Source organism: Sphaerisporangium sp. TRM90804 (assembly GCF_029846175.1).
Lineage (GTDB): Bacteria > Actinomycetota > Actinomycetes > Streptosporangiales > Streptosporangiaceae > Sphaerisporangium.
Window position 1 is genome coordinate 95,188 of the sequence record NZ_JARWAC010000015.1, and the last position, 19,098, is coordinate 114,285.

At 72.1% G+C, this 19,098-nt stretch carries 19 protein-coding genes, 1 tRNA gene and 1 riboswitch; of the genes, 10 read left to right on the forward strand and 10 right to left on the reverse strand.

All coding sequences use genetic code 11. The features are described from left to right. Window positions 1–153: 153 nt before the first annotated feature. Both PYR91_RS19025 and PYR91_RS19030 read right to left on the reverse strand, forming a co-directional pair. Entirely contained in the window at window positions 154–1,143 is a 990-nt protein-coding gene (locus PYR91_RS19025) for a C40 family peptidase (protein ID WP_279781299.1), read from the reverse strand. Between the two features lie 169 nt (window positions 1,144–1,312). Beyond that, window positions 1,313–2,959 (reverse strand): ABC-F family ATP-binding cassette domain-containing protein, encoded by a 1,647-nt coding sequence (locus PYR91_RS19030; protein WP_279781301.1) that lies wholly within the window; start codon window positions 2,957–2,959, stop codon window positions 1,313–1,315. Window positions 2,960–3,090: 131 nt separating this feature from the next. On the opposite strand from PYR91_RS19030, the gene PYR91_RS19035 reads away from it, so the two are divergent. The 4 genes from PYR91_RS19035 to PYR91_RS19050 all read left to right on the forward strand — a co-directional run bounded on the left by PYR91_RS19035 (window position 3,091) and on the right by PYR91_RS19050 (window position 5,779). Beyond that, window positions 3,091–3,921 (forward strand): metallophosphoesterase, encoded by an 831-nt coding sequence (locus PYR91_RS19035; protein ID WP_279781764.1) that lies wholly within the window; start codon window positions 3,091–3,093, stop codon window positions 3,919–3,921. Then, window positions 3,918–4,646 carry a 4'-phosphopantetheinyl transferase superfamily protein gene (locus PYR91_RS19040; protein WP_279781303.1) on the forward strand — a complete coding sequence of 243 codons (729 nt, stop codon included), beginning with the start codon at window positions 3,918–3,920 and terminating at the stop codon, window positions 4,644–4,646. Before PYR91_RS19035 ends, PYR91_RS19040 begins: the two co-directional genes overlap by 4 nt. An 82-nt stretch (window positions 4,647–4,728) precedes the next feature. Next, complete coding sequence (locus tag PYR91_RS19045) at window positions 4,729–5,307, forward strand: DinB family protein (RefSeq protein ID WP_279781305.1); 579 nt, start codon at window positions 4,729–4,731, stop codon at window positions 5,305–5,307. Between the two features lie 145 nt (window positions 5,308–5,452). Next, window positions 5,453–5,779, forward strand: a complete 327-nt coding sequence (locus PYR91_RS19050) for an antibiotic biosynthesis monooxygenase (RefSeq protein ID WP_279781307.1) — start codon at window positions 5,453–5,455, stop codon at window positions 5,777–5,779. 12 nt (window positions 5,780–5,791) lie between these two features. Here PYR91_RS19050 and PYR91_RS19055 read toward each other — a convergent pair whose 3' ends face one another. Continuing rightward, window positions 5,792–6,244, reverse strand: coding sequence for an STAS domain-containing protein (locus PYR91_RS19055; protein ID WP_279781309.1), 453 nt, complete (start codon window positions 6,242–6,244; stop codon window positions 5,792–5,794). Window positions 6,245–6,554: 310 nt separating this feature from the next. Between PYR91_RS19055 and PYR91_RS19060 the strand changes: the two genes are divergently transcribed. Together PYR91_RS19060 and PYR91_RS19065 are read left to right on the forward strand one after the other, a co-directional pair. Beyond that, window positions 6,555–7,583 (forward strand): alpha/beta hydrolase-fold protein, encoded by a 1,029-nt coding sequence (locus tag PYR91_RS19060; RefSeq protein WP_279781311.1) that lies wholly within the window; start codon window positions 6,555–6,557, stop codon window positions 7,581–7,583. Between the two features lie 260 nt (window positions 7,584–7,843). Next, on the forward strand, window positions 7,844–8,698 hold the full coding sequence (locus PYR91_RS19065) for a hypothetical protein (protein ID WP_279781313.1): 855 nt from the start codon (window positions 7,844–7,846) through the stop codon (window positions 8,696–8,698). Between the two features lie 23 nt (window positions 8,699–8,721). Here the strand turns inward: PYR91_RS19065 and PYR91_RS19070 are convergent, their stop codons facing one another. Beyond that, window positions 8,722–9,993, reverse strand: coding sequence for a cation:proton antiporter (locus PYR91_RS19070; RefSeq protein WP_279781315.1), 1,272 nt, complete (start codon window positions 9,991–9,993; stop codon window positions 8,722–8,724). Between the two features lie 287 nt (window positions 9,994–10,280). Here PYR91_RS19070 and PYR91_RS19075 point away from each other — a divergent pair, with 287 nt between their 5' ends. Then, a complete protein-coding gene (locus PYR91_RS19075) occupies window positions 10,281–11,924 on the forward strand; it encodes an FAD-binding protein (protein WP_279781317.1) in 1,644 nt (547 codons plus the stop codon). 152 nt (window positions 11,925–12,076) lie between these two features. Here the strand turns inward: PYR91_RS19075 and PYR91_RS19080 are convergent. The 4 genes from PYR91_RS19080 to PYR91_RS19095 all read right to left on the reverse strand — a co-directional run bounded on the left by PYR91_RS19080 (window position 12,077) and on the right by PYR91_RS19095 (window position 14,719). Beyond that, a tRNA-Lys gene (locus PYR91_RS19080) sits at window positions 12,077–12,153 on the reverse strand. A 120-nt stretch (window positions 12,154–12,273) separates the two neighbouring features. Continuing rightward, on the reverse strand, window positions 12,274–12,912 hold the full coding sequence (locus tag PYR91_RS36405) for a hypothetical protein (protein ID WP_347943295.1): 639 nt from the start codon (window positions 12,910–12,912) through the stop codon (window positions 12,274–12,276). A gap of 304 nt (window positions 12,913–13,216) precedes the next feature. After that, window positions 13,217–13,364: riboswitch (cyclic di-AMP (ydaO/yuaA leader) on the reverse strand. 650 nt (window positions 13,365–14,014) lie between these two features. Next, window positions 14,015–14,413 carry an OsmC family protein gene (locus PYR91_RS19090; RefSeq protein WP_279781319.1) on the reverse strand — a complete coding sequence of 133 codons (399 nt, stop codon included), beginning with the start codon at window positions 14,411–14,413 and terminating at the stop codon, window positions 14,015–14,017. Window positions 14,414–14,443: 30 nt separating this feature from the next. Beyond that, window positions 14,444–14,719, reverse strand: coding sequence for a hypothetical protein (locus PYR91_RS19095; protein ID WP_279781321.1), 276 nt, complete (start codon window positions 14,717–14,719; stop codon window positions 14,444–14,446). Between the two features lie 166 nt (window positions 14,720–14,885). Here PYR91_RS19095 and PYR91_RS19100 point away from each other — a divergent pair, with 166 nt between their 5' ends. Next, window positions 14,886–15,263 carry a phage holin family protein gene (locus PYR91_RS19100; protein WP_279781323.1) on the forward strand — a complete coding sequence of 126 codons (378 nt, stop codon included), beginning with the start codon at window positions 14,886–14,888 and terminating at the stop codon, window positions 15,261–15,263. A 39-nt stretch (window positions 15,264–15,302) separates the two neighbouring features. Here the strand turns inward: PYR91_RS19100 and PYR91_RS19105 are convergent, their stop codons facing one another. Next, complete coding sequence (locus PYR91_RS19105) at window positions 15,303–16,316, reverse strand: LacI family DNA-binding transcriptional regulator (protein WP_279781325.1); 1,014 nt, start codon at window positions 16,314–16,316, stop codon at window positions 15,303–15,305. Between the two features lie 199 nt (window positions 16,317–16,515). Between PYR91_RS19105 and PYR91_RS19110 the strand changes: the two genes are divergently transcribed. Continuing rightward, the gene (locus PYR91_RS19110; protein WP_279781328.1) at window positions 16,516–17,409 is read left to right on the forward strand and encodes an amidohydrolase family protein; all 894 of its coding nucleotides are present in this window, start codon (window positions 16,516–16,518) and stop codon (window positions 17,407–17,409) included. Further along, window positions 17,406–17,921, forward strand: a complete 516-nt coding sequence (locus tag PYR91_RS19115; protein WP_279781330.1) for a cysteine dioxygenase family protein — start codon at window positions 17,406–17,408, stop codon at window positions 17,919–17,921. Before PYR91_RS19110 ends, PYR91_RS19115 begins: the two co-directional genes overlap by 4 nt. Here PYR91_RS19115 and PYR91_RS19120 read toward each other — a convergent pair. Beyond that, on the reverse strand, window positions 17,918–19,090 hold the full coding sequence (locus tag PYR91_RS19120) for a glycerophosphodiester phosphodiesterase (protein ID WP_279781332.1): 1,173 nt from the start codon (window positions 19,088–19,090) through the stop codon (window positions 17,918–17,920). The two genes, PYR91_RS19115 and PYR91_RS19120, sit on opposite strands and share 4 nt — an antisense overlap. Between the last annotated feature and the right edge of the window lie 8 nt (window positions 19,091–19,098).

Sequence of the window (19,098 nt, forward strand, 5' to 3'; positions counted from 1 at the left end):
TACGCGCACGGACTCGAGAATCCCTGGCGGACCGCACGAGCCTCCCGAGAAGACGCCGCGTCCGCGCTCAGCGGTCGCCGCGACAGGAAGCGGCGAAGACCCGGGTGGTCAGGGCCTTTCGTCGCGGGACGCGCCCGAGGTGGCGCGCCGGGCTCAGGGGCGGACGACTCCGACCAGGCGGCCGCGCCAGTAGGAGTCGAACGGGACGATCTTGACGACGTCGCCCGTGCGGGGGGCGTGCACGATCTTGCCGTCGCCGGCGTAGATGCCCATGTGGCCGAGGCCGTTGGTGAACACCAGGTCGCCGGCCTGGAGGTCGTTCACCGACACCCGCCGCTTGGCGCCCCACGCCCACTGCTGGTAGGTCGTGCGGGGCAGCTTGACCCCGCCCTTGGCCCAGGAAGCCTGGGCGAACCCGGAGCAGTCGTAGGAGTCCGGCCCGGTCCCGCCGAACCGGTACGGCTTGCCCACCTGCTTGTACGCGAACTGGAGCGCCACCCTGGCGTTGCCGGACGCGGGCCCCTTGTAGGTGACGCCGGCGCTGTTGGGGTTGCCCGCGTTGAACCGGTTGAGCCGCCGGAGCAGGCGTTCCTGCTCGCCGACCAGCTTCTCGACCTCCTTGCGCTCGCCGCGCACCTCGTCGAGCAGCTCGGTGAGGTCGTCGTAGGCGCCCTTGGCCTTGTCGCGGCGCTCGCGCAGCCCGCGCGTCGCGACGTCGAACTCCTCCAGCGTCTCGGCCTGCTCCGCCGACACCTGGCCGGCCACGGCGAGCCCGGCGAGCAGCCCCGACGGGTCGTCCTGGGAGACCACGCCGGCCACGCTCATGAGCTGCCCGTACTGGTACATGCCCGAGGCCGCCGTGACGACGCTCTCGCGAAGGTCCTCGACCTTGGCGCGCTCGGCCTTCAGCTCGTCGTCCAGCTTCTGGTAGCCCTTCCTGGCCTTCTTGTACCTGTCGTCCACCGTGTTGTAGCGCTCGACCATCTTCTCGGCCTGGCCTTCGAGCTTCGCCAGCTTGGCCTCGGCCTGGGCGACGGTGGGACGCGGCTCGGCGATCGCGCTCCCCGGAGAGGTCAGCAACACGGCGGCGGCCAGCCCGGCCGCCACCGGAACGACTTTCTTCCGGACGCTAAGCACGGGCACCGCGATTCCCTTCCCAGATGACCTGCGCCGTCACCCGCTACGCGGACATGCGCGCATACGGGCACGGCGATTCGCACCAGGAGGTACGCGGCGCGGCGGCGGCCGGTTCACCGGAGACGGCACCGAATTTCGCGGCGGGATCTCGGCGGGTTCGCGCCGGGCCCTCAGGTCACGGAGCGAGGGCCTCCCGCACCTGCCCGCCCGCCAGGCGCAGGTGACGGGAGGTGTGCACGGCCTTGAGCATGCGCCGGTCGTGGGTGACCAGCAGCAGGGTGCCGGCGTAGGAGTCGAGCGCCGACTCGAGCTGCTCGATGGCCACCAGGTCGAGGTGGTTGGTGGGCTCGTCGAGCACAAGCAGGTTCACCCCTCGCGCCTGGAGCAGCGCGAGCGCGGCGCGGGTGCGTTCGCCGGGCGACAGGGTGGCCGCCGGCCGCAGCACGTGGGCGGCCCGCAGCCCGAACTTCGCCAGCAGCGTGCGGACGTCGGCGGGGGCGAGGTCGGGCACGGCGGCGCCGAAGGCGTCCAGCAGGGGCTCGTCGCCGAGGAACAGGGCGCGGGCCTGGTCGACCTCGCCCACCACCACACCCGGGCCGAGCGCGGCGTTCCCCTCGTCGAGCGGCACCCGGCCGAGCAGCGCGGCCAGCAGGGTGGTCTTGCCCGACCCGTTGGCCCCGGTGACCGCCACCCGCTCGGCCCACCCGACCTCCAGGTCGACCGGGCCCAGCGTGAACCCGCCGCGCCGGACCACCGCCCCGCGCAGGGTGGCGACCACCGCGCCCGCCCGGGGTGCCGCGGCGATCTCCATGCGCAGCTCCCACTCCTTGCGGGGCTCCTCGACCGCGTCGAGCCGTTCGATCAGCCGCTCGGTCTGGCGGGCCTTGGCCGCCTGCTTCTCGGTGGCCTCGCTGCGGAACTTGCGCCCGATCTTGTCGTTGTCGGGCGCCTTGCGCCGGGCGTTCTTCACGCCCTTCTCCATCCACGCCCGCTGCGTGCGCGCCCTGGCCTCCAGCCCGGCGCGGGTGTCGGCGAACTCGTCGTACTCGGCGCGGGCGTGGCGGCGCGCGACCTCCCGCTCGGTCAGGTACGACTCGTAGCCGCCGCCGTAGACGTTGACCTGCTGCTGGGGCAGGTCGATCTCGACGACCCTGGTCACCGTGCGGGACAGGAACTCGCGGTCGTGGCTCACCACCACCGTCCCGGCGCGCAGGCCGGTGACGAAGCGCTCCAGCCGGTCGAGCCCGTCGAGGTCGAGGTCGTTGGTGGGCTCGTCCAGCAGGAACACGTCGTAGCGGCTCAGCAGGAGGGACGCCATGCCCGCCCGCGCCGCCTGCCCGCCGGAAAGCGCGGTCATCGGGCGGTCGAGCCCGACCGTGAGGCCCAGTTCGGCGACGACCTCCTCGGCGCGCTCGGCGAGGTCGGCGCCGCCCAGGGCGAGCCAGCGCTCCAGGGCGGTGGAGTAGGCGTCGTCGGAGCCCGGGCGGCCCTCCACCAGGCCCTCGGTGGCGGTGTCGAGCTCGCGCTGCGCGGCGGCGACCCCGGTGCGCCTGGCGAGGAAGGCGTCGACGGTCTCGCCGGGGCGGCGCTCGCGCTCCTGCGGCAGGTAGCCCACGACCGCCGACGGCGGGCTGAGCTGCACGGAGCCGTGCTCGGGGGCGGTCAGGCCGGCCAGGATGCGCAGCAGCGTCGTCTTGCCCGCCCCGTTCACGCCGACCAGGCCGATGACGTCCTCCTGGGCGACGGCGAGGTCGAGGCCGGAGAAGAGGGACCTGTCGCCGTGCCCGGCGGCGAGGTCCTTGGCGACGATGGTGGCGGTCATGGTGAAACGCTAACCCCTTCTCCGGCCTGGGCGGGCATGACCCCGCAGGGACCCTGGCAGACGTTCCCGCCCGGCGGCGCCGCCGCTACCATCGCCATGTGACGAGCGGCGGCGTGGCCAGTGGCAGACTCATGGCGATCAGCGATCTCCACGTCGCCTACCCGGAGAACCGCCAGATCGTGCAGGATCTGTGGCCGGAGTCCGACGCCGACTGGCTGATCGTCGCCGGCGACGTCGGCGAGTTCTTCGCCGACATCGAGTGGGCGCTCTCCCTGCTCAAAGACCGATTCGCCACCGTCATCTGGGCGCCGGGCAACCACGAGCTGTGGACCCCCAAGGGCGATCCCGTGCAGCTGCGCGGCGAGGAGCGCTACCGCCATCTGGTCGACATGTGCCGGCGCCTCGGCGTGCTCACCCCCGAGGATCCCTACGCCGTCTACGAGGGGCCCGGCGGGCCGGTGACGATCGCCCCGCTGTTCGTGCTGTACGACTACTCCTTCCGGCCGCCGGGCACCACCAAGGAGGAGGCGCTCGCCTGGGCGCAGAAGAGCGGCGTCGTCTGCACCGACGAGTTCATGCTGCATCCCGACCCGCACCCGTCGCGCGACGCCTGGTGCCGGGCCCGGCTGCACGAGACGCGCATCCGGCTGGACGCCCGCGACCCCGACCTGCCGACGGTCCTGGTGAACCACTTCCCCATGGTCCGCGCGTCGACCGACATCCTGCACTACCCGCAGTTCGCGCAGTGGTGCGGAACGGTCGAGACCGCCGACTGGCACCTGCGCTACAACGCGGCGACCGTCGTCTACGGCCACCTGCACATCCCGAGGACCACCTGGCACGACGGCGTCCGCTTCGAGGAGGTCTCGCTCGGCTACCCGCGTGAGCGCCGCCAGTACGGCTGGGACGGCGCCAAGGCGATCCGGCGCATCCTCCCGGCGCCGCAGGGGGCCAACGCGTGATCGAGAGCATCCTCCCCTCGTACGTGGCGTCGGTCGACATGTTCGACGACCCGGCGGACGCGCCGCTCTTCCCCGAGGAGGAGCAGATCATCTCGGCGGCCGTCGACAAGCGCCGCAAGGAGTTCACCACCGCGCGGCTGTGCGCGCGGCGCGCGATGGCGCGCCTCGGCGTGCCCGCCGCGCCCATCCTGCCCGGGCTGCGGGGCGAGCCCCAGTGGCCGAAGGGTGTCGTGGGCAGCATGACGCACTGCGCGGGCTACCGGGGCGCGGTGCTCGCCCTCTCCACGCGCGCCACCACGATCGGCGTCGACGCCGAGCCCCACGAGGCGCTGCCGCCGGGCGTCCTGGACGCGGTGTCGCTGCCGGCCGAACGCGAGCACCTGCGCGAGCTCTCCCGCCGCAACCGGCACGTCTGCTGGGAGCGGCTGCTGTTCAGCGCCAAGGAGTCGGTGTACAAGGCGTGGTTCCCGCTGGCGCAGCGCTGGCTCGACTTCGAGGAGGTGGCGATCGAGCTCGACGACGACCGCCGTTCCTTCCACGCCCGCATCCTCGTGACGGGCCCCTGGGTCAACGGCGCCAAGCTGACGGGCTTCTCCGGCCGCTGGCTGGTCCGCGACCGCCTGATCCTCACCGCCATCGTCCTGCCCGCCCCGGCTCCGCGCCCCCGCGCCTTCCCCGTACTCCCGCCCGAGCGCCCGGCCCTGCCCGACCCGCCGGCCCTCTGACCCACCCCCGCGGAACGTCGCGCCCGGTGAGAGGATCAGGGGTCGTCGAAGAGGGATCCATCCCGCGGAAGGGTGCCGCCGCATGCCCGTGATCGTCCCGCCGGTCGCCGATGAGCGCGAAGGCCTCCTCGGTTACCTCGCCCAGCACAGGTACGTTCTCCGCACCGCCGCCCACGGGCTGACCGACGAGCAGGCCCGGGCCACGCCCACCGCCTCCGCGCTGAGCGTCGGCGGCCTGATCAAGCACTGCGCGTCCGTGGAGCGGACCTGGATGAACACCATCCGGCGCGGCCCGCGCCCCTCGCCGGACGCCTACCAGAAGGGGTTCGTCATGGGCCCCGGCGAGACGCTCGACGGCGTGCTGGCCGAACACGAGTCGGCCGCCCGGGAGACCGACGAGGTCGTGCGTGGCATCGCCGACCTCGGGCAGGCGGTCCCGGCGCCCAGGGGCGTGCCGTGGTGCCCCCCGGACGTCGAGGCCTGGTCGGTGCGCTGGGTCCTGCTCCACCTGATCACCGAGACGGCCCGGCACGCCGGCCACGCCGACATCGTCCGCGAGTCGATCGACGGCGCCACGGCCTACCCGCTCATGGCGGCGGCCGAGGGCTGGCCGGCCACGTCGTGGATCCAGCCGTGGCGGCCCGGCGAGGCCGCCGAGTAGCGGTTCCGGTCAGCGGTTGCCCCGATTGCCCAAGAATCTCACCAAACCTGGGCAAGGTTCACTTCGGCGGCGTTCGCCGTGCCGAGCCATCGGGTACGGGAGGAAGACGGTATTCAGCGGTCTCGCTCCGCGAGGGGGGATCACGATGGCCTCCGTCGGTCTGCTCGTGCGTCTGTACGCCCGCCCCGGCAAGGAGCACCTGGTCGCGCGGCTACTGCGCGACGTGCTGGACCAGGTCGAGGAGGAGCACGAGACAACCGCCTGGTTCGCGGTACGCATCAACTGCACCACCTTCGGCGTCTTCGACGTCTTCGACGACGACGACGCCCGCCGGGCGCACCTGGCGGGCAGGGTCGTCGGCGCCCTTCAGGCGAGGTCCGACGAGTTCCTCAGCCGCCCGGCGACCATCGAACGCGTGGACGTCCTCGCCGCCAAGCTCCCCGCGGGCGCCTCCGCCCGGCTCCCCGTCTGAACCCGCCCGGTTCTAGCGCGCCGCGGGGCCTCCGCCGTTGGCACGGGCGGGGAGGCGCCAGCCGATGATCTCTATCAGGCGGCGCATGCGCGGTGGGATGTTGCGCAATTCGGGCGGGCTGCCCTGGGGGACGCCGCTCCCGACCGGAGCGGCGGCGTGCGCGGGCTCGGCCGCGTCGACCGGCGAGCGGCTGCCGTACCAGCGCGTCTCCGGCAGGGCGTACGGCTGGAGCAGGGCGCGGAGCCCGGAGAGGTCGACGAAGGTCACTCCGGCGACGTCGACGGCCAGCTCACCGTGCTCGGCGGTCGCGGCGGCCAGCCCGGCCGCGAGATGGGCGCTGTTGGAGAAGTCGATGTCACCGGTCAGCCGCACCTCTCCCGGGGCGACCAGGGCGACACGCAACCGCTCGTCGTCGTAGAGCATGTTCACCGCGGTTCTCCCGCCGCAGATCGATGTGTCCTCCATGGCCGGGTGGCACGTGACGCGCCACACCGGTGCACCGGCTTTACACAGCCGTTCCATTATACGTGAAACAGGATTCGCCTATCCCCTATCGTGTGTCGGAGGGGTGCCCCGGGCCGCCTGCGGACGGGGCGGGCACGGGGCGGCCGGCGTCCGCGCCGCGGGCCGGCCGGAACCCGCCCGCGGCGCCCGCGGGCGAGGCCGGCCGGGTTACGGTGGCCCCAGGCTCCCCCGCCCTCCCGGGCGGGTGCCGCGGGGCGGCAGAATGCTCAGGGGGCCGGTGACACCCCGGTGAGAACCGAAGGAGGACACCATGCTGCCTTGGCGGGCCGATCTCGTCGGACGCATCGACGAGCACGTGATCGAGAGCGAGCTGCTGCGCGGCAACCCGCTGGGCGACCCGCACGAGCGTCCGCTGTGGGTGTACGTGCCGCCGGGATACGACGAGGAGCCCGACCGGCGGTACCCCTGCGTGTACGTCATCCAGGGGTACACCGGTCACCTGGCCATGTGGCGCAACCGCATGCCGTTCCGCCGCCCGTTCCCCGAGACCGCCGACGACGTGTTCGCCCGGGGCGAGGCGCCGCCGGTGATCGTCGTCTACGTGGACGCCTGGACGTCCTACGGCGGCAGCCAGTTCGTCGACTCGCCGGGCACGGGGCGCTACCACTCCTACCTCTGTGACGAGGTGGTGCCCTGGGTCGACGCCCGCTACCGCACCATGGCCGAGCGCGACCGGCGCGCGATCACCGGCAAGTCGAGCGGCGGATTCGGCGCGATGATCACCCCTATGCTGCGCCCGGACGTCTTCGGGGCCCTGGCCACCCACGCGGGCGACGCGCTGTACGAGTACTGCTACCTGTCGGAGTTCGCCAAGGGCGCCCGCTACCTTCGCGCCTACGACGGCGACATCCACCGGTGGTGGAAGGAGTTCCGGTCGCGCACGGCGTTCACCGAAGAGGCGGACGACGCACTGCTGATGATCATGGGCTGTTCGGCGGCCTTCTCGCCCCGCCCCGACGGAGTGCCGGAGCTTCCCTTCGACCCGCACACCGGCGCGCTGCGCGACGAGGTCTGGCAGCGCTGGCTCGCCTGGGACCCTGTGCGCATGGTGCCCGCCCACGTCGAGGCGCTCAGGTCGATGCGGGCCATCTGGATCGACGCGGGAACGCGGGACGAGTACTTCCTCGACCTCGGCGCCCAGGCATTCCACCAGGCGCTGCTGGACAACGGAATCCCGAAGGACACCATCCGCTTCGAGCTCTTCGACGCCGGCCACGGCGCCATCGACTACCGCTACCCCATGTCCCTGGCCTGGCTCGCCGAACGCCTGTCGGACTGACCACGAGCGCCTCTCTGCATCACAAAACAGAAATAATTCCTTAAAGGGGGACAATTAGTAATCGTCCCTTTACCGGCCGAGCGGCATCCCGTACCTTCGGGAGTCACGCTCCCGGGCTGGCCTGGGCGAACCCACGTGCACACGACCCGGCGCCGCCGCCCGTCAGGAATCCCGGCCCGCGTGCGGACGTGAGCTGGAACGCTCCACCGGGACGTCACCGTGAGCGACCGCGCCGCTCCCCCGCGAAAGGTGACCGCAGCATGCATGTCCACCCCCAAGGCCACATCACCGTCGGCGACCCCGGCGCCGGCCCCGCGGCCTACGAGGACGCCGCCACGCTGCTCCAGCTCACGGCGGCCCTCCACGAGGACCGCCCCTGGCTCGTCGCCGAGCTGACACGCCTCCTGCGGGACATGCTCGCCCCCAAGGTCACCTACGCGTTCCGGCACGACCGGCAGCTCTTCCAGTGGCTGCTGGTCCGCCTCGTCACCTCCGACCTGCTGCCCCGGGTCAGCGCGCCGGCCACCCCCGCCGACGCGAAGGGGCTGAGGGACCTCCGTCAGAAGCACGCCCTCATCGAGGCCCAGCGCGCCATGTTCGCCACGGCGGGGAACCAGAGCGGGCCCTTCGCCTTCCTCGGCCAGCACTACCGTCTGCAGCGCGCGGAGCAGAACCACTACGACGTCTCGCTGAACGGCAAGATCGTGCGGTACAAGAAGAAGCTCACCGTGCAGGCGGCACAGCGAATCGTCGAGGCCCTGCGCACAGGCGCCCCGGGCGCCGTCGGCGCCAGCACCCAGCAGGTGGACGAGTTCGTCTGCGCCTTCCTCGCCGAGCCGACCCGCTGGCGCGAGGAGCAGGTCTTCAACCTCCTGGCCCTCTCCTCCACCCTCAACGGCCCCCTGACGGGCGCCGACGACGCCTCGGCCCTGCCCATGACCGCCGCGAACACCTGGGAGCCCACCCTGCGGGAACTAGGCCCCCAGACCCCGGTCCGAGCCGTCCACTTCGCCGGCGCCGTGGGCCTCCTGACCCACATCGACCAGGCCCTGACCACCGCCACCGACCGCCCCGCCTTCCTGGCCGAGGTCCGCGCCCACTACGACATCCCCTGACGACGGCGCGGCCTCCGGTGCGATCAGGCCTCTTCGGGGACCAAGGGCTTGGGGTCGGGGGTGCGGGCGCGCAGGCGGTCGAGGCGGGACATGACGGGTGTGGCGGTGACACCGTGCAGGACCACGGAGGCCAGGACGGTGAAGCAGGCCACGGCCCAGAGCTGCTCCTCGGGGATGCCGAAGTCGGCCTGGTTGAGGGCGTAGGCCAGGTAGTACAGCGAGCCGATTCCCCGGATGCCGAAGAACGAGGTCACGGCGCGCTCGCGCAGGCCGGTGCGGCCGCCCAGCTGGGTGAGCCAGCCGGCCGCCGGGCGGATGACCAGCAGGAGGAGCAGGCCGACGGCGGCGCCCTGCCAGGTGAGCGCGGCGAGGCCGCCGGCGGCGACGAAGCCGCCGAGCAGGAGCAGCAGCCAGGCGGTGAGCAGGCGCTCGACCTGCTCGATGAAGCCGTGCAGGACGGCGTTGTAGCCGTGGGCGCGTTCGGCGTTCCTGATCGTGCAGGCGGTGACGAAGACGGCGATGAAGCCGTAGCCGTGGACGAGTTCGGTCATGCCGTAGGCCAGGAAGGTGGCCGCCAGGGCGACGAAGCCGTCGCGGTGCTCGGCCAGGCGCAGGTTCTCCCGCTGGGTGTGGAAGAACAGGCGGCCGAGGAGGGCGCCGATCAGCAGGCCGCCGAGCACGCCCGCGGCCGTCCGGTACAGCACGTCCACCAGCGCCCACTCGCCGAGCCACCCCGTGCCGCCGGCGGCGGCCAGCGCGATGGCGGCGTAGACGATGGGGAAGGCCAGGCCGTCGTTGAGTCCGGCCTCCGAGGTGAGGGAGAAGCGCACCTCGTCGTCGGCGTTCTCGGCGTCGACCGGCTCGCCCACCTGCACATCGGACGCGAGCACCGGGTCGGTCGGCGCGAGCACCGCGCCGAGCAGCAGGGCCGCCGCGATCGGCAGCCCCATGAGCAGCGCGGCCGCGGTGGCGACGGCGGCGACCGTCAGCGGCATCGTGAGGCCCAGCAGCCGCCAGGTGGTCGACCAGCCGCGCAGGGAGACCCTGCGGTTGATCGCCAGCCCGGCCCCCATCAGGGAGATCACCACGCAGATCTCGGTGATGTGCTCCAGGGCGACCCGGTGGGCGACCGGGTCCGGTTCGGGTAGCGGAAGCGGCAGCAGGAAGATCAGGACGCCGCCGATGACGCAGGCCAGGGGCAGGGAGAACGGCCGCCGGCTGAGCACCGCCGGCAACACCGCGGCGAGCAGCGCGCCCGCGCCCCCGAGGGCGAAGATCAGGTCAGGGTTGGTCATCGCCGGTCCACCTGCCCGTCAGACCGGCGAATATCTATGAATTGCCACACAAAGCCAGCCAGATCAGCAGCGACCGGGCCGGTACTCGGCCGCGGTCCATAGAGCGCGGCGCGACGGAGACGACGACCCCCCGCCACGCTGAGGATCGTCCTTCCACCGCGACGCCCCCGGGCGCGGCCGGTGCAGTTACCTCCACCCCTCGTGTGCAACTGGGTGCATTCCCCCGCCCCCGCCGAGCTCCTAGCGTCGGGGGAGGCGGCGTTTCCGGTACGTACCAGGGGGTTCACATGAGCGAGGTCACCCGGCGGGGGTTCATCGGCGGCACGGCGGCGCTCGGCGGCGGGGTGGTGGCGGCGGGGATCGCCGAGCCCGCGGCGGCCAGGGCGGGGGCGGCGGGCGCGGCGGGGGCGGCGCCGCCGCTCGGGCCGGTCGTCGTGCGGCCGGCTGACCCCCGTTACGGGGATCTGGCGGTGCGCAGGACGAACCAGCGGTTCCGTCACGAGCCGGAGTACTTCCACCTCGTCGGCTCCACCGAGCAGGTGGTCAAGGCGGTCGGCGACGCCGTGCGCGCGAACCGGCGGGTCACCGTGCGCAGCGGCGGCCACTGCTACGAGAACTTCGTCGGCGAGGGGGCGCAGGTCGTGATCGACCTGTGCGAGATGTCGGAGGTCTACTTCGACGAGGAGCGCGGCGCGTTCGCCGTCGAGGCCGGCGCCACTTTGATGCAGACCTACCGGAAGCTCTACCTGGGCTGGGGCGTCACGATCCCCGGCGGCCAGTGCGGGGGCGTGGCCGCCGGCGGCCACATCGCGGGCGGCGGGTACGGCCCGCTGTCGCGGCGCGACGGCCTGACGGTCGACTACCTGCACGCCGTGGAGGTCGTGGTGGTGGATCGCTCGGGACGGGCCCGGGCGGTGGTGGCGACCAGGAACCCGGCCGACCCCAACCACGACCTGTGGTGGGCGCACACCGGGGGCGGCGGCGGGAACTTCGGCGTCGTCACCCGGTACTGGATGCGCGACCCCGGCGCCAGGGGGAACGACCCGGGCAGGCTGCTGCCGAAGCCTCCGGCCACCGTCCTGTCCGGCACGGCCGTCTGGTCGTGGAACGGCATGGACCGGGAATCGTTCCGCAGGCTGCTGCGCAACCACGGCGAGTGGCACGAGCGCAACAGCGCTCCGGGAGGCCCGTACGCCACCCTGTGGGGCTCGCTGCTGATCCCCGGCCGCCAGGCGGGCGACGACCCGGGCGGGATGCTGCTCCCCGCGCAGATGGACGCGGGGGTGCCCGGGGCGGAGAAGCTGATGGGCGACTTCTTCGCCGCCGTCGCCGAGGGCGTCACCCCCGAGGTGTTCGTCACGCCGTTCGAGCGGTACCCGTGGTTCCAGGCGGCGCGCACCCTGTCGCTGGGCGAGGAGGCGGAGTCGGGGCGCTACAAGGGCAAGTCCGCCTACCTGCGCGCGCGCTTCACCGAGGAGCAGGCCGACGTCGCCTACGACCACCTCGGCACCCCCGGGGACGTCTCGTCGAGCGGCCTGCTGTGGCTCCTTTCGTACGGCGGCGCGGTCAACGCGGTGGCCCCGTCGGCGACGGCGACCGCGGAGCGCTCGTCGATCCTCAAGGTGCTCCACCTGAGCACCTGGGACGCGAGCCGGGACGGCGCGGCGCACCTGGAGTGGATCCGCCGGTTCCACCGGCAGACCTTCGCCGGCACCGGCGGCGTACCGGTGCCCGGCGGCAACCTCGGCGGCGCCTACATCAACTACCCGGACGCCGACCACGCCGACCCTCGGTGGAACACTTCCGGCGTGCCGTGGTCGACGATCTACTACGGGGACAACTACCCCCGCCTCCAGCGGGTGAAGGCCCGGTGGGACCCGCGCGACGTCTTCCGCCACGCCCTGGCGATTCGCCCCCCGGCCCGCCCGTGAGCGGTGCCACGGGAAGATCGCGGAGGTGACGGACCCCGGCGGGAGGGCGGGAAGTGACGGACCGCCCCCGGCCAGCGGCCCGCGAGAGGGCCTGAAATGACTGCGGGCACCCTCGTCGGTGACGAGAATGCCCTTGTCATCGGCCTTGGCCGTGGTGCGCCGCCAGGGACTCGAACCCCGGACCCGCTGATTAAGAGTCAGCTGCTCTAACCAACTGAGCTAGCGGCGCGTGACTACGGTGACTTTAGCAGCCCCGGCGAGGGCGCGCACATCGTGTGCGATGGGGGGTGGCCAGGCGCTCGCCGGCGGGGCGACGGCGGGGGTCCGGCGGCGAAGGGTGCTTCAGCGGTCACTCGACGGTGGCGGCCACGGGGGTGGCCGGGGCGGCGGGGGGCGTGGCGGGGTCGTTGTCGCGGACGCTCCAGGCGCCGCTGGAGAAGGGGACGGGGTGGTCCTTCTTGCCCACGCCCGGGCCCCACTTGGTCACGACGTACTCGACCTCGACGTGGCCCGGCCCGAAGCCGGCGACCGTCAGGGTGGACATGTTGAAGCTGCCGCCGACCAGTTCGGCGAAGGTCTTGCCGTCCATGTCGAGCATGACGCCGTTGTTCGACGGGATGCCGGGGCCGCGGTCGCCGATGAAGAACGGGGCCTTCTTGCCCTTGTAGATCACGTAGCCCTCGGTGAGGAGGGGCCAGCTCGGGCTGGCGAACAGGCCCTTCTGCATGGGCTTGCCGCTGGCAGGGAGGCCGGTGTCGCCCATGCGGCCGGAGGCGTCGTCCCAGTAGTAGGAGGCCTTGGTGGTGCCCTTGAGCAGGATGGGCTCGGCGATCTCCGTGGTCTGCGTGGTCTCGGGTGCGGGGTCTAGGGGCCGCTGCTTGCTGTCCGCGTGGACCGCCGTCGCGCCGAGGACGCTCGCACAGGTGAAGGCGGCGGCCGCGATCCCGCATCCGAAGCGGTGTTTGGGGGAGTTCTGGAAAAAGGTCATGGGGAGTTAGGATCTTTCATCAGAAGGCATGGAACACGCTCCGTATGACGAAGAAGCCTCGGGGGCGTGAGGGAAAGCGCTGCCGGCCGGTTCGCGAGACATCGTCGATCGCGGTGCCGAGGGGCACGGTTTCTTCTAAGAAGGTCGGTAAGCTGTGGCGCTTGGCCGGCACCGTCCGTGAGTGGCGAGGTGTTCGCCGGGGGACGACTGCCATGAGCCGACTCGTCTGCCGCTTCTGACGGCGTGATCCGAGATCTAGGGTCGCCCAAGTGGCGATTCGTGGGGAGTGAAGTACTCCACTCGGGTCTCCTTTCCGTACGCGTCTACCGGGTTAGCTGACGGGTTCGGACTAAGGAGTCGCCCTACCGCTTTCGCGGATTCACCCCGATGAGATTGGGTTCCCGGTTCCCGCCGAGCGTGTCGCGCTCTTGGGGACTCGACGCTGGGTGGCGGCTTCCGGCGGAAGACCAGGTCACCACCCGGTTGGCCAGAACCTTACCCACAGGGTCAGGACAAAGCAAACGATACCGTACGAAAGGGGAATAAGATCTACCTTAACCCCCCAAAGTCTATGAATCTGCATATAAAGGCATAAAGGGAGCATCCTCCGGTTTGAGAGTCGGCAGCCCGGGGAGCCCGTGGCGACACCGCCTGGGAAGAGAGGGCAGGCGGCGCTTCGGCGGGCGGAGGCGAAGCCGGCGTAAGCGGCGGGGGGCGGCCTAAGCGGCGGGGGGCGGAGGGCGTCGCCGCGGCCAGGACTCTCAGGGGCGTACAGCCGGGCCAGGTGTACCCACGGGCCGGGCATGAGTCGGGGCGGGGCATGAGTCGGGGCCGGACAGTCCCCCGCCTGTCCGGCCCCGATTCTTACGGTCCAGCGCCGATGCCTTCCCCCAAAGACACCGGGCGGTCCCGCAGGACGGACGCGGTCCCCCACCGCGTCCTTGTGGCAGATAGCTCTCGCGCGCCTTTCCAGGCGCTAACGCATCCCCCTTGACCTGCCTTAACACTACATACCGGGGCCTGAGGGGGTCGTCATCGCAAGGTATAGATTCGGTCTAACTCCCGGGACGTGACCCGCCTGGTCGCACCCGGGAGCCATGGGTCACTCCGGCAGTACGACCCTGACCTCGGTGCCCTTCTCCAGCGACCTGCTGACGGTGCAGTGCCGTTCGTGGACGCGGTGCGCGACCGCCCGATAGATCTCGTCCGCCTTGGGGTCGTCCTCGGGCAGCTGGACGTCGTAGGTGATCGTGACGGGGCCGAGCAGCGTCGGCTCGATCTTGGACGCCTCGACCGTCATGGCCAGCCGCATCAGGCGGTGGCCGCGTTGCGCGGTGAGCGGCTCCACCGTCACGATGTTGCAGCCGCCCACCGCCGCCAGCAGCAACTCGACGGGGGTGAACACCCCCTCCTCCTCGCCGCCGCCGATCGCGACCCGCGCGCCACGGTCGTTGCGCGCCACGAAGCCGTCTTCTGTACGCTCCACATTCACCGATGCCATGGAAGCGAGCCTAGGCCTCCGGACGCCGGCTCAGGCGTCGGGGTGTTTGGACAGATAATCCACGTAGACCGGGCGCAGCGCCTCGCCGAGGTGACCCTCGCCGGAGGCCATGGCGTCGCTGAGCAGCGCCGAGACCCGGCTGAGGTCGTTGGCCGCCTCGCCACCGTGGCCGCTCGCGGCCTCGGCCGCGGGAATGATCTTCAACAGTTCCCACAGGAAGCCGACGTCACCGTGCGCCACGGCGTAGTGGACCGCCCTGTCGTGGAGCTCCTTGGGCGACAGCGACCGCAGCTCGTCCTGGTCCATCGGACACCTCCTTCCCCACTTCTCCCCGTCAAAGGGGTGATATGCACATCTTGGCGATCAACTTGCCCACGTTTCCGTCGTCAAACGGGCTCGGACCGCCAAACAGGAGCTCGACAGGCCGTGAGACCCTACCGATCACCAGGCGACCCGTGCGAGCATCGACCGCGTGAAGATCATCCTCAAGATCCTTGTCGTCGCGGGCGCGCTCTGGGCGGCCACGTATCTGGTGCCCGGGATCAACGTCTCCGGCGGCACCACGGCGACGACGGCCGGCACGCTCATCGCCGTCGCGCTGATCTTCGGCATCGTGAACGCCGTGCTGAAGCCGATCATCAAGACCATCGGGTGCGCCTTCTACGTGCTGACGCTCGGCCTGTTCGCGCTGATCGTCAACGCGCTGCTCCTGCTTCTGACCAGCTGGATCGCCGAGCAGCTCGACCTGCCGTTCGCCGTCACCGGCTTCTGGGCCGCCTTCTGGGGCGCCATCCTGGTCGGCCTCATCAGCTGGCTGGCCGACCTGCTGCTCGGCCTGAACGACGACTGAGCCCGCCCGCGGAACGCCGGGCCTGGCCGCCGGACGCCGTCAGCCCGCCGGCGGGCCCACCGACCCGCGTTCACGAAGCTCGGGGGCCTGGATGACGCGGCGCCTGCGCGTCTGCCCGTCGGCCGCCGCGACGACCAGGCGCACGGCGGCCCGCACGATGCCGTCGATGTCCCAGTCGACGGTGGTCAGGCCCGGGGTGAGCAGGCCCGACATGGGGTGGTCGTCATACCCCATGACGGAGATGTCGCCCGGAACCGTCAGGCCCGCCTCCCCAGCCGCCGCGTAAACGCCGTAGGCGATGGAGTCGGAGAAACAGAAGGCGGCGGTCGGCCGCGAGCCGGAGGCGAGCACGGCGCGCGCCGCTTCGGTGGTGGGCCCCAGCCCGTGCGGGGCGGTCACGACGTCGATGTCGAGGCCCAGGCGCTCGGCCTCGGCGGTCACGTGGACGTCGGCGGGCCGGTCGGGCGTGCTGGGGCGGGTGGGGGTGAGCACGGCGAGGCGGCGGTGGCCCTTGCCCTTCAGGTACTCCAGGGCCAGCGTCACGCCCCTGCGGTTGTCGAACACCACCTCCCCCGCGGTCCTCGCGCCGGTCAGGGCGTCGCCGATGGCGACCACGGGAAGCGTGTCGGCCAGCGCGGCCCACATGGGGGCCGCGGGGTCGACGGGCTGGACGATCATGCCGTCCACCCGCTGGTCGCGGAGCTGGTGGGCCAGGCTGCGCTCCCGCGCCGGGTCGCCGGCGGCGTCGAGGATCAGGGCGTAGCGGTCCTTCTCCCGCAGCCCGCGCCCGATGCCGACCGCCAGCGACTGCTGCCAAAGGTCCTCAAGCGAGCCGCACAGCAGGCCGATCATGCCGGTGCGCCCGCTCGCCAGCGCACGGGCGATGGGATCGGCTTCGTACCCCAGCTCGGCGGCGGCCTGACGCACCCGCTCGATGGTCTCCTCGGAGACCTGCATGCCGCGCAACGCGTAGGAGACCGCCGCGGGAGACAGACCGGTCGCCTGGGCCACCTCGCGGATCGTCGCCCGTTTGCGCGGCTGGGAACGCGACACGTCCACAGCCTATGCCCACCCCCCCGCCGGTGAGGCATCCGGCTCGACCGGACCGGCGCGGGAAAGACTTGACGGGAAGGTAGGTGAAGCGGTTCACTGAAACGAATCAGTGAACCGCTTCACGAGTGGTCCCGAGAGATTGCCTACAAAGATAGTAGGAATAGTCGGGTACACTCTGACCTGCGAGGAGGTGATGACGATGAGCATCGACGTGCACCAGCACATCTGGACCCGCGAGTTCGTGGAGGCGCTGCGGCGGCGCGCCGCGCCGCCCTACCTCGACGGCTGGACGCTGTTCCTCGACGGCGAGGAGCCCTACGAGGTGAACCCCGCCGACCACGACCTCGACCGGCGGCTCAAGCTGAACCGCGGGTTCGACCTCGCGCTGGTCTCGCTGTCCAGCCCGCTCGGCATCGAGCACCTGCCCGCCGGGGAGGCCTGGCCGCTGCTCACCGCCTACCACGAGGGCGCGCTCGGGCTGCCGTCCGCGTTCGGGGCCTGGGCCTCCACCTGCGTCACCGAGATCGACCCCGGCCGCACGGCCGCCGTGCTCGACCGCGGCTTCGCGGGCCTGCAGCTCCCGGCGACCGCCCTGCTCGACGCCGACGGCCTCACCCGCGCCGCCGCCCTGCTCGACCTGCTCGAAGAGCGCGGCCTGCCGCTGTTCGTCCACCCCGGCCCGGCGTCCGCGCCCGGCACGCCCGGGTGGTGGCCCGCGGTCGTCCCGTACGTCCAGCAGATGCACGCCGCCTGGTACGCCTTCCACGCCTTCGGCCGCCCCCGGCACCCGCGGCTGCGCGTCTGCTTCGCGCTGCTCGCCGGCCTGGCCCCCCTGCACGTCGAGCGCTTCATCGCCCGGGGCGGCACGACCCGCGGCGTCGTGGACCCCGACGTGTTCCTGGAGACCTCCTCCTACGGCCACCAGGCCATCGACGCCGTCACCCGCGTGCTCGGCGTCGAGGTCGTCGTCCTCGGCTCCGACCGCCCCTACGCCTCACCGGCCGAGACCCTCCTGGGCGAGGCCGCCGAACACCAGATGTCGGTCACCAACCCGGCACGCCTACTGGAAAGAGAAAGGAGCCGAGCGCGATGAGCTGGGAGTCCCTGCCTGAGCGCTTCCTCGGCAAGCACGAGCTGCGGGAGCTGGTCGACGACCTCGCGCGGCGGCCGGAGTTGTGGTCGCACACCGTCTCGTTCGGCGAAGCCGGCGAGGCGCGGCACTACACCTCCCTCTACCGCGACTCCTACGTCGACATCTGGGTCATCTGCTGGCGCCGCGACGACGACACCGGCTGGCACGACCACGACGTCTCCTCCGGCGCGGTGCGGGTGCTCGCGGGCACGCTCGTGGAGGCCAACCCCCGCATCGGCGGCGAGCACCTGGAGACCCTGGTCTCCGAGGGCCAGACGCTGTCGTTCGGCCCCGAGCACATCCACCGCATCAACGGCCACGCCGAGGCCAGCGTGTCCATCCACGCCTACTCCCCCCCGCTGTGGCGCCTCGGCCAGTACTCGATCAGCGACGACGGCGTCATGCGCCGCACCTCGGTCAGCTACGCCGACGAGCTCCGCCAGGTCGGCGCCGACGAGGCGGCGCTGGTCTAGCCGGGCGTGTCCCGGACGCGCCTGGCGACGCCCGGGTCGTCGGTGAAGACGCCGTCGACGCCGAGGGTGTGGAGCTCGCGGAGCCAGCCGGCCATGTCGCCGTGGGCGCGCGCGTGGCCGGGGGACGCCGGGTCGCCCGTGCGGAAATCCGCCGGGAGGTGGGAGTTCTCCGGCCGTACCGTCCACACGTGGACCTTCAGGCCGGCGTCGTGCGCGTCGCGCACCAGCGTGGTGGCGGGATGCCGGCGGCCGGCCGAGTCCTGGGGCACCAGCAGGTGGGTGTGCGCGCCGACCGCGTCGGCGTAGGTGGCGATCTCGCGCAGCCCGGCGGGCGTGGCCAGGTCGCGGTAGGTGCGCGGGTCGCCCGCCGCCATCAGGTCGCGGGGCGCCCCGGAGGCCTCCAGGAGCTGGACGAGGCGGAGCCGCGTGCTGCCGCGCATCGCCTTGAGGTTCGCCGTCTCGAACGACTGGACGAACACCGGGTCGGACCGCTCGCGCCAGCCGTGCCGGGCGAGGGTCGCCAGCATCGGCCGCTCCAGCGGCAGGCCGATGGCGGCGAAGTACCCCGGGTGCTTGGTCTCCGGGTACACGCCCACGCCGCGCCGCCGCGCGAGCGCGACGACCTGCTCGAAGGTCGCGACGCGCTCCCGGCCGTCGTAGGCGGCGCTGACCGGGCGCAGCCCGGGCAGGCGCTCGACGGCGCGCAGCGTGTTCAGCTCGGCCAGGGTGAAGTCTTCGGTGAACCAGCCGGTCAGCGTGCGGCCGTCGATGACCTTGGTGGTCCTGCGGGACGCGAACTCCGGGTGCCGGGCGACGTCGGTGGTCTGGGAGATCTCGTTCTCGTGCCGGGTGACGAGCACGTGGTCCTTGGTGGACACCAGGTCGGGTTCGATGAAGTCCGCGCCCATGCGGATCGCGGTCTCGTACGACAGCAGCGTGTGCTCCGGGCGGTACGCGCACGCGCCCCGGTGCCCGATCACGGCGGGGCGGGGCTCGGGAGCCTTCCCGCCGGCCGTGCCCTCGGCTCCGGCTCCGGGGGGCGTCGCCCCGGGGCGGGGGACGGCCGCCCCGGCGGGCGTCGTGACGGCGAAGGGGCCGGCGGCGTCCGCGGGCGCCACCGGCGGGACGATCGACACCGCGCCGGCCAGGAGCCAGCGAATGATGATCACGATCGATG

Excerpts from the sequence above, each read along its gene's own strand:
- PYR91_RS19030 (WP_279781301.1), bottom strand. The coding sequence starts at position 2,959 with ATGACCGCCACCATCGTCGCCAAGGACCTCGCCGCCGGGCACGGCGAC.
- PYR91_RS19035 (WP_279781764.1), top strand. The coding sequence starts at position 3,091 with ATGGCGATCAGCGATCTCCACGTCGCCTACCCGGAGAACCGCCAGATC.
- PYR91_RS19045 (WP_279781305.1), top strand. The coding sequence starts at position 4,729 with ATGCCCGTGATCGTCCCGCCGGTCGCCGATGAGCGCGAAGGCCTCCTC.
- PYR91_RS19050 (WP_279781307.1), top strand. The coding sequence starts at position 5,453 with ATGGCCTCCGTCGGTCTGCTCGTGCGTCTGTACGCCCGCCCCGGCAAG.
- PYR91_RS19055 (WP_279781309.1), bottom strand. The coding sequence starts at position 6,244 with ATGGAGGACACATCGATCTGCGGCGGGAGAACCGCGGTGAACATGCTC.
- PYR91_RS19060 (WP_279781311.1), top strand. The coding sequence starts at position 6,555 with ATGCTGCCTTGGCGGGCCGATCTCGTCGGACGCATCGACGAGCACGTG.
- PYR91_RS19065 (WP_279781313.1), top strand. The coding sequence starts at position 7,844 with ATGCATGTCCACCCCCAAGGCCACATCACCGTCGGCGACCCCGGCGCC.
- PYR91_RS19070 (WP_279781315.1), bottom strand. The coding sequence starts at position 9,993 with ATGACCAACCCTGACCTGATCTTCGCCCTCGGGGGCGCGGGCGCGCTG.
- PYR91_RS19075 (WP_279781317.1), top strand. The coding sequence starts at position 10,281 with ATGAGCGAGGTCACCCGGCGGGGGTTCATCGGCGGCACGGCGGCGCTC.
- PYR91_RS36405 (WP_347943295.1), bottom strand. The coding sequence starts at position 12,912 with ATGACCTTTTTCCAGAACTCCCCCAAACACCGCTTCGGATGCGGGATC.
- PYR91_RS19090 (WP_279781319.1), bottom strand. The coding sequence starts at position 14,413 with ATGGCATCGGTGAATGTGGAGCGTACAGAAGACGGCTTCGTGGCGCGC.
- PYR91_RS19095 (WP_279781321.1), bottom strand. The coding sequence starts at position 14,719 with ATGGACCAGGACGAGCTGCGGTCGCTGTCGCCCAAGGAGCTCCACGAC.
- PYR91_RS19110 (WP_279781328.1), top strand. The coding sequence starts at position 16,516 with ATGAGCATCGACGTGCACCAGCACATCTGGACCCGCGAGTTCGTGGAG.
- PYR91_RS19115 (WP_279781330.1), top strand. The coding sequence starts at position 17,406 with ATGAGCTGGGAGTCCCTGCCTGAGCGCTTCCTCGGCAAGCACGAGCTG.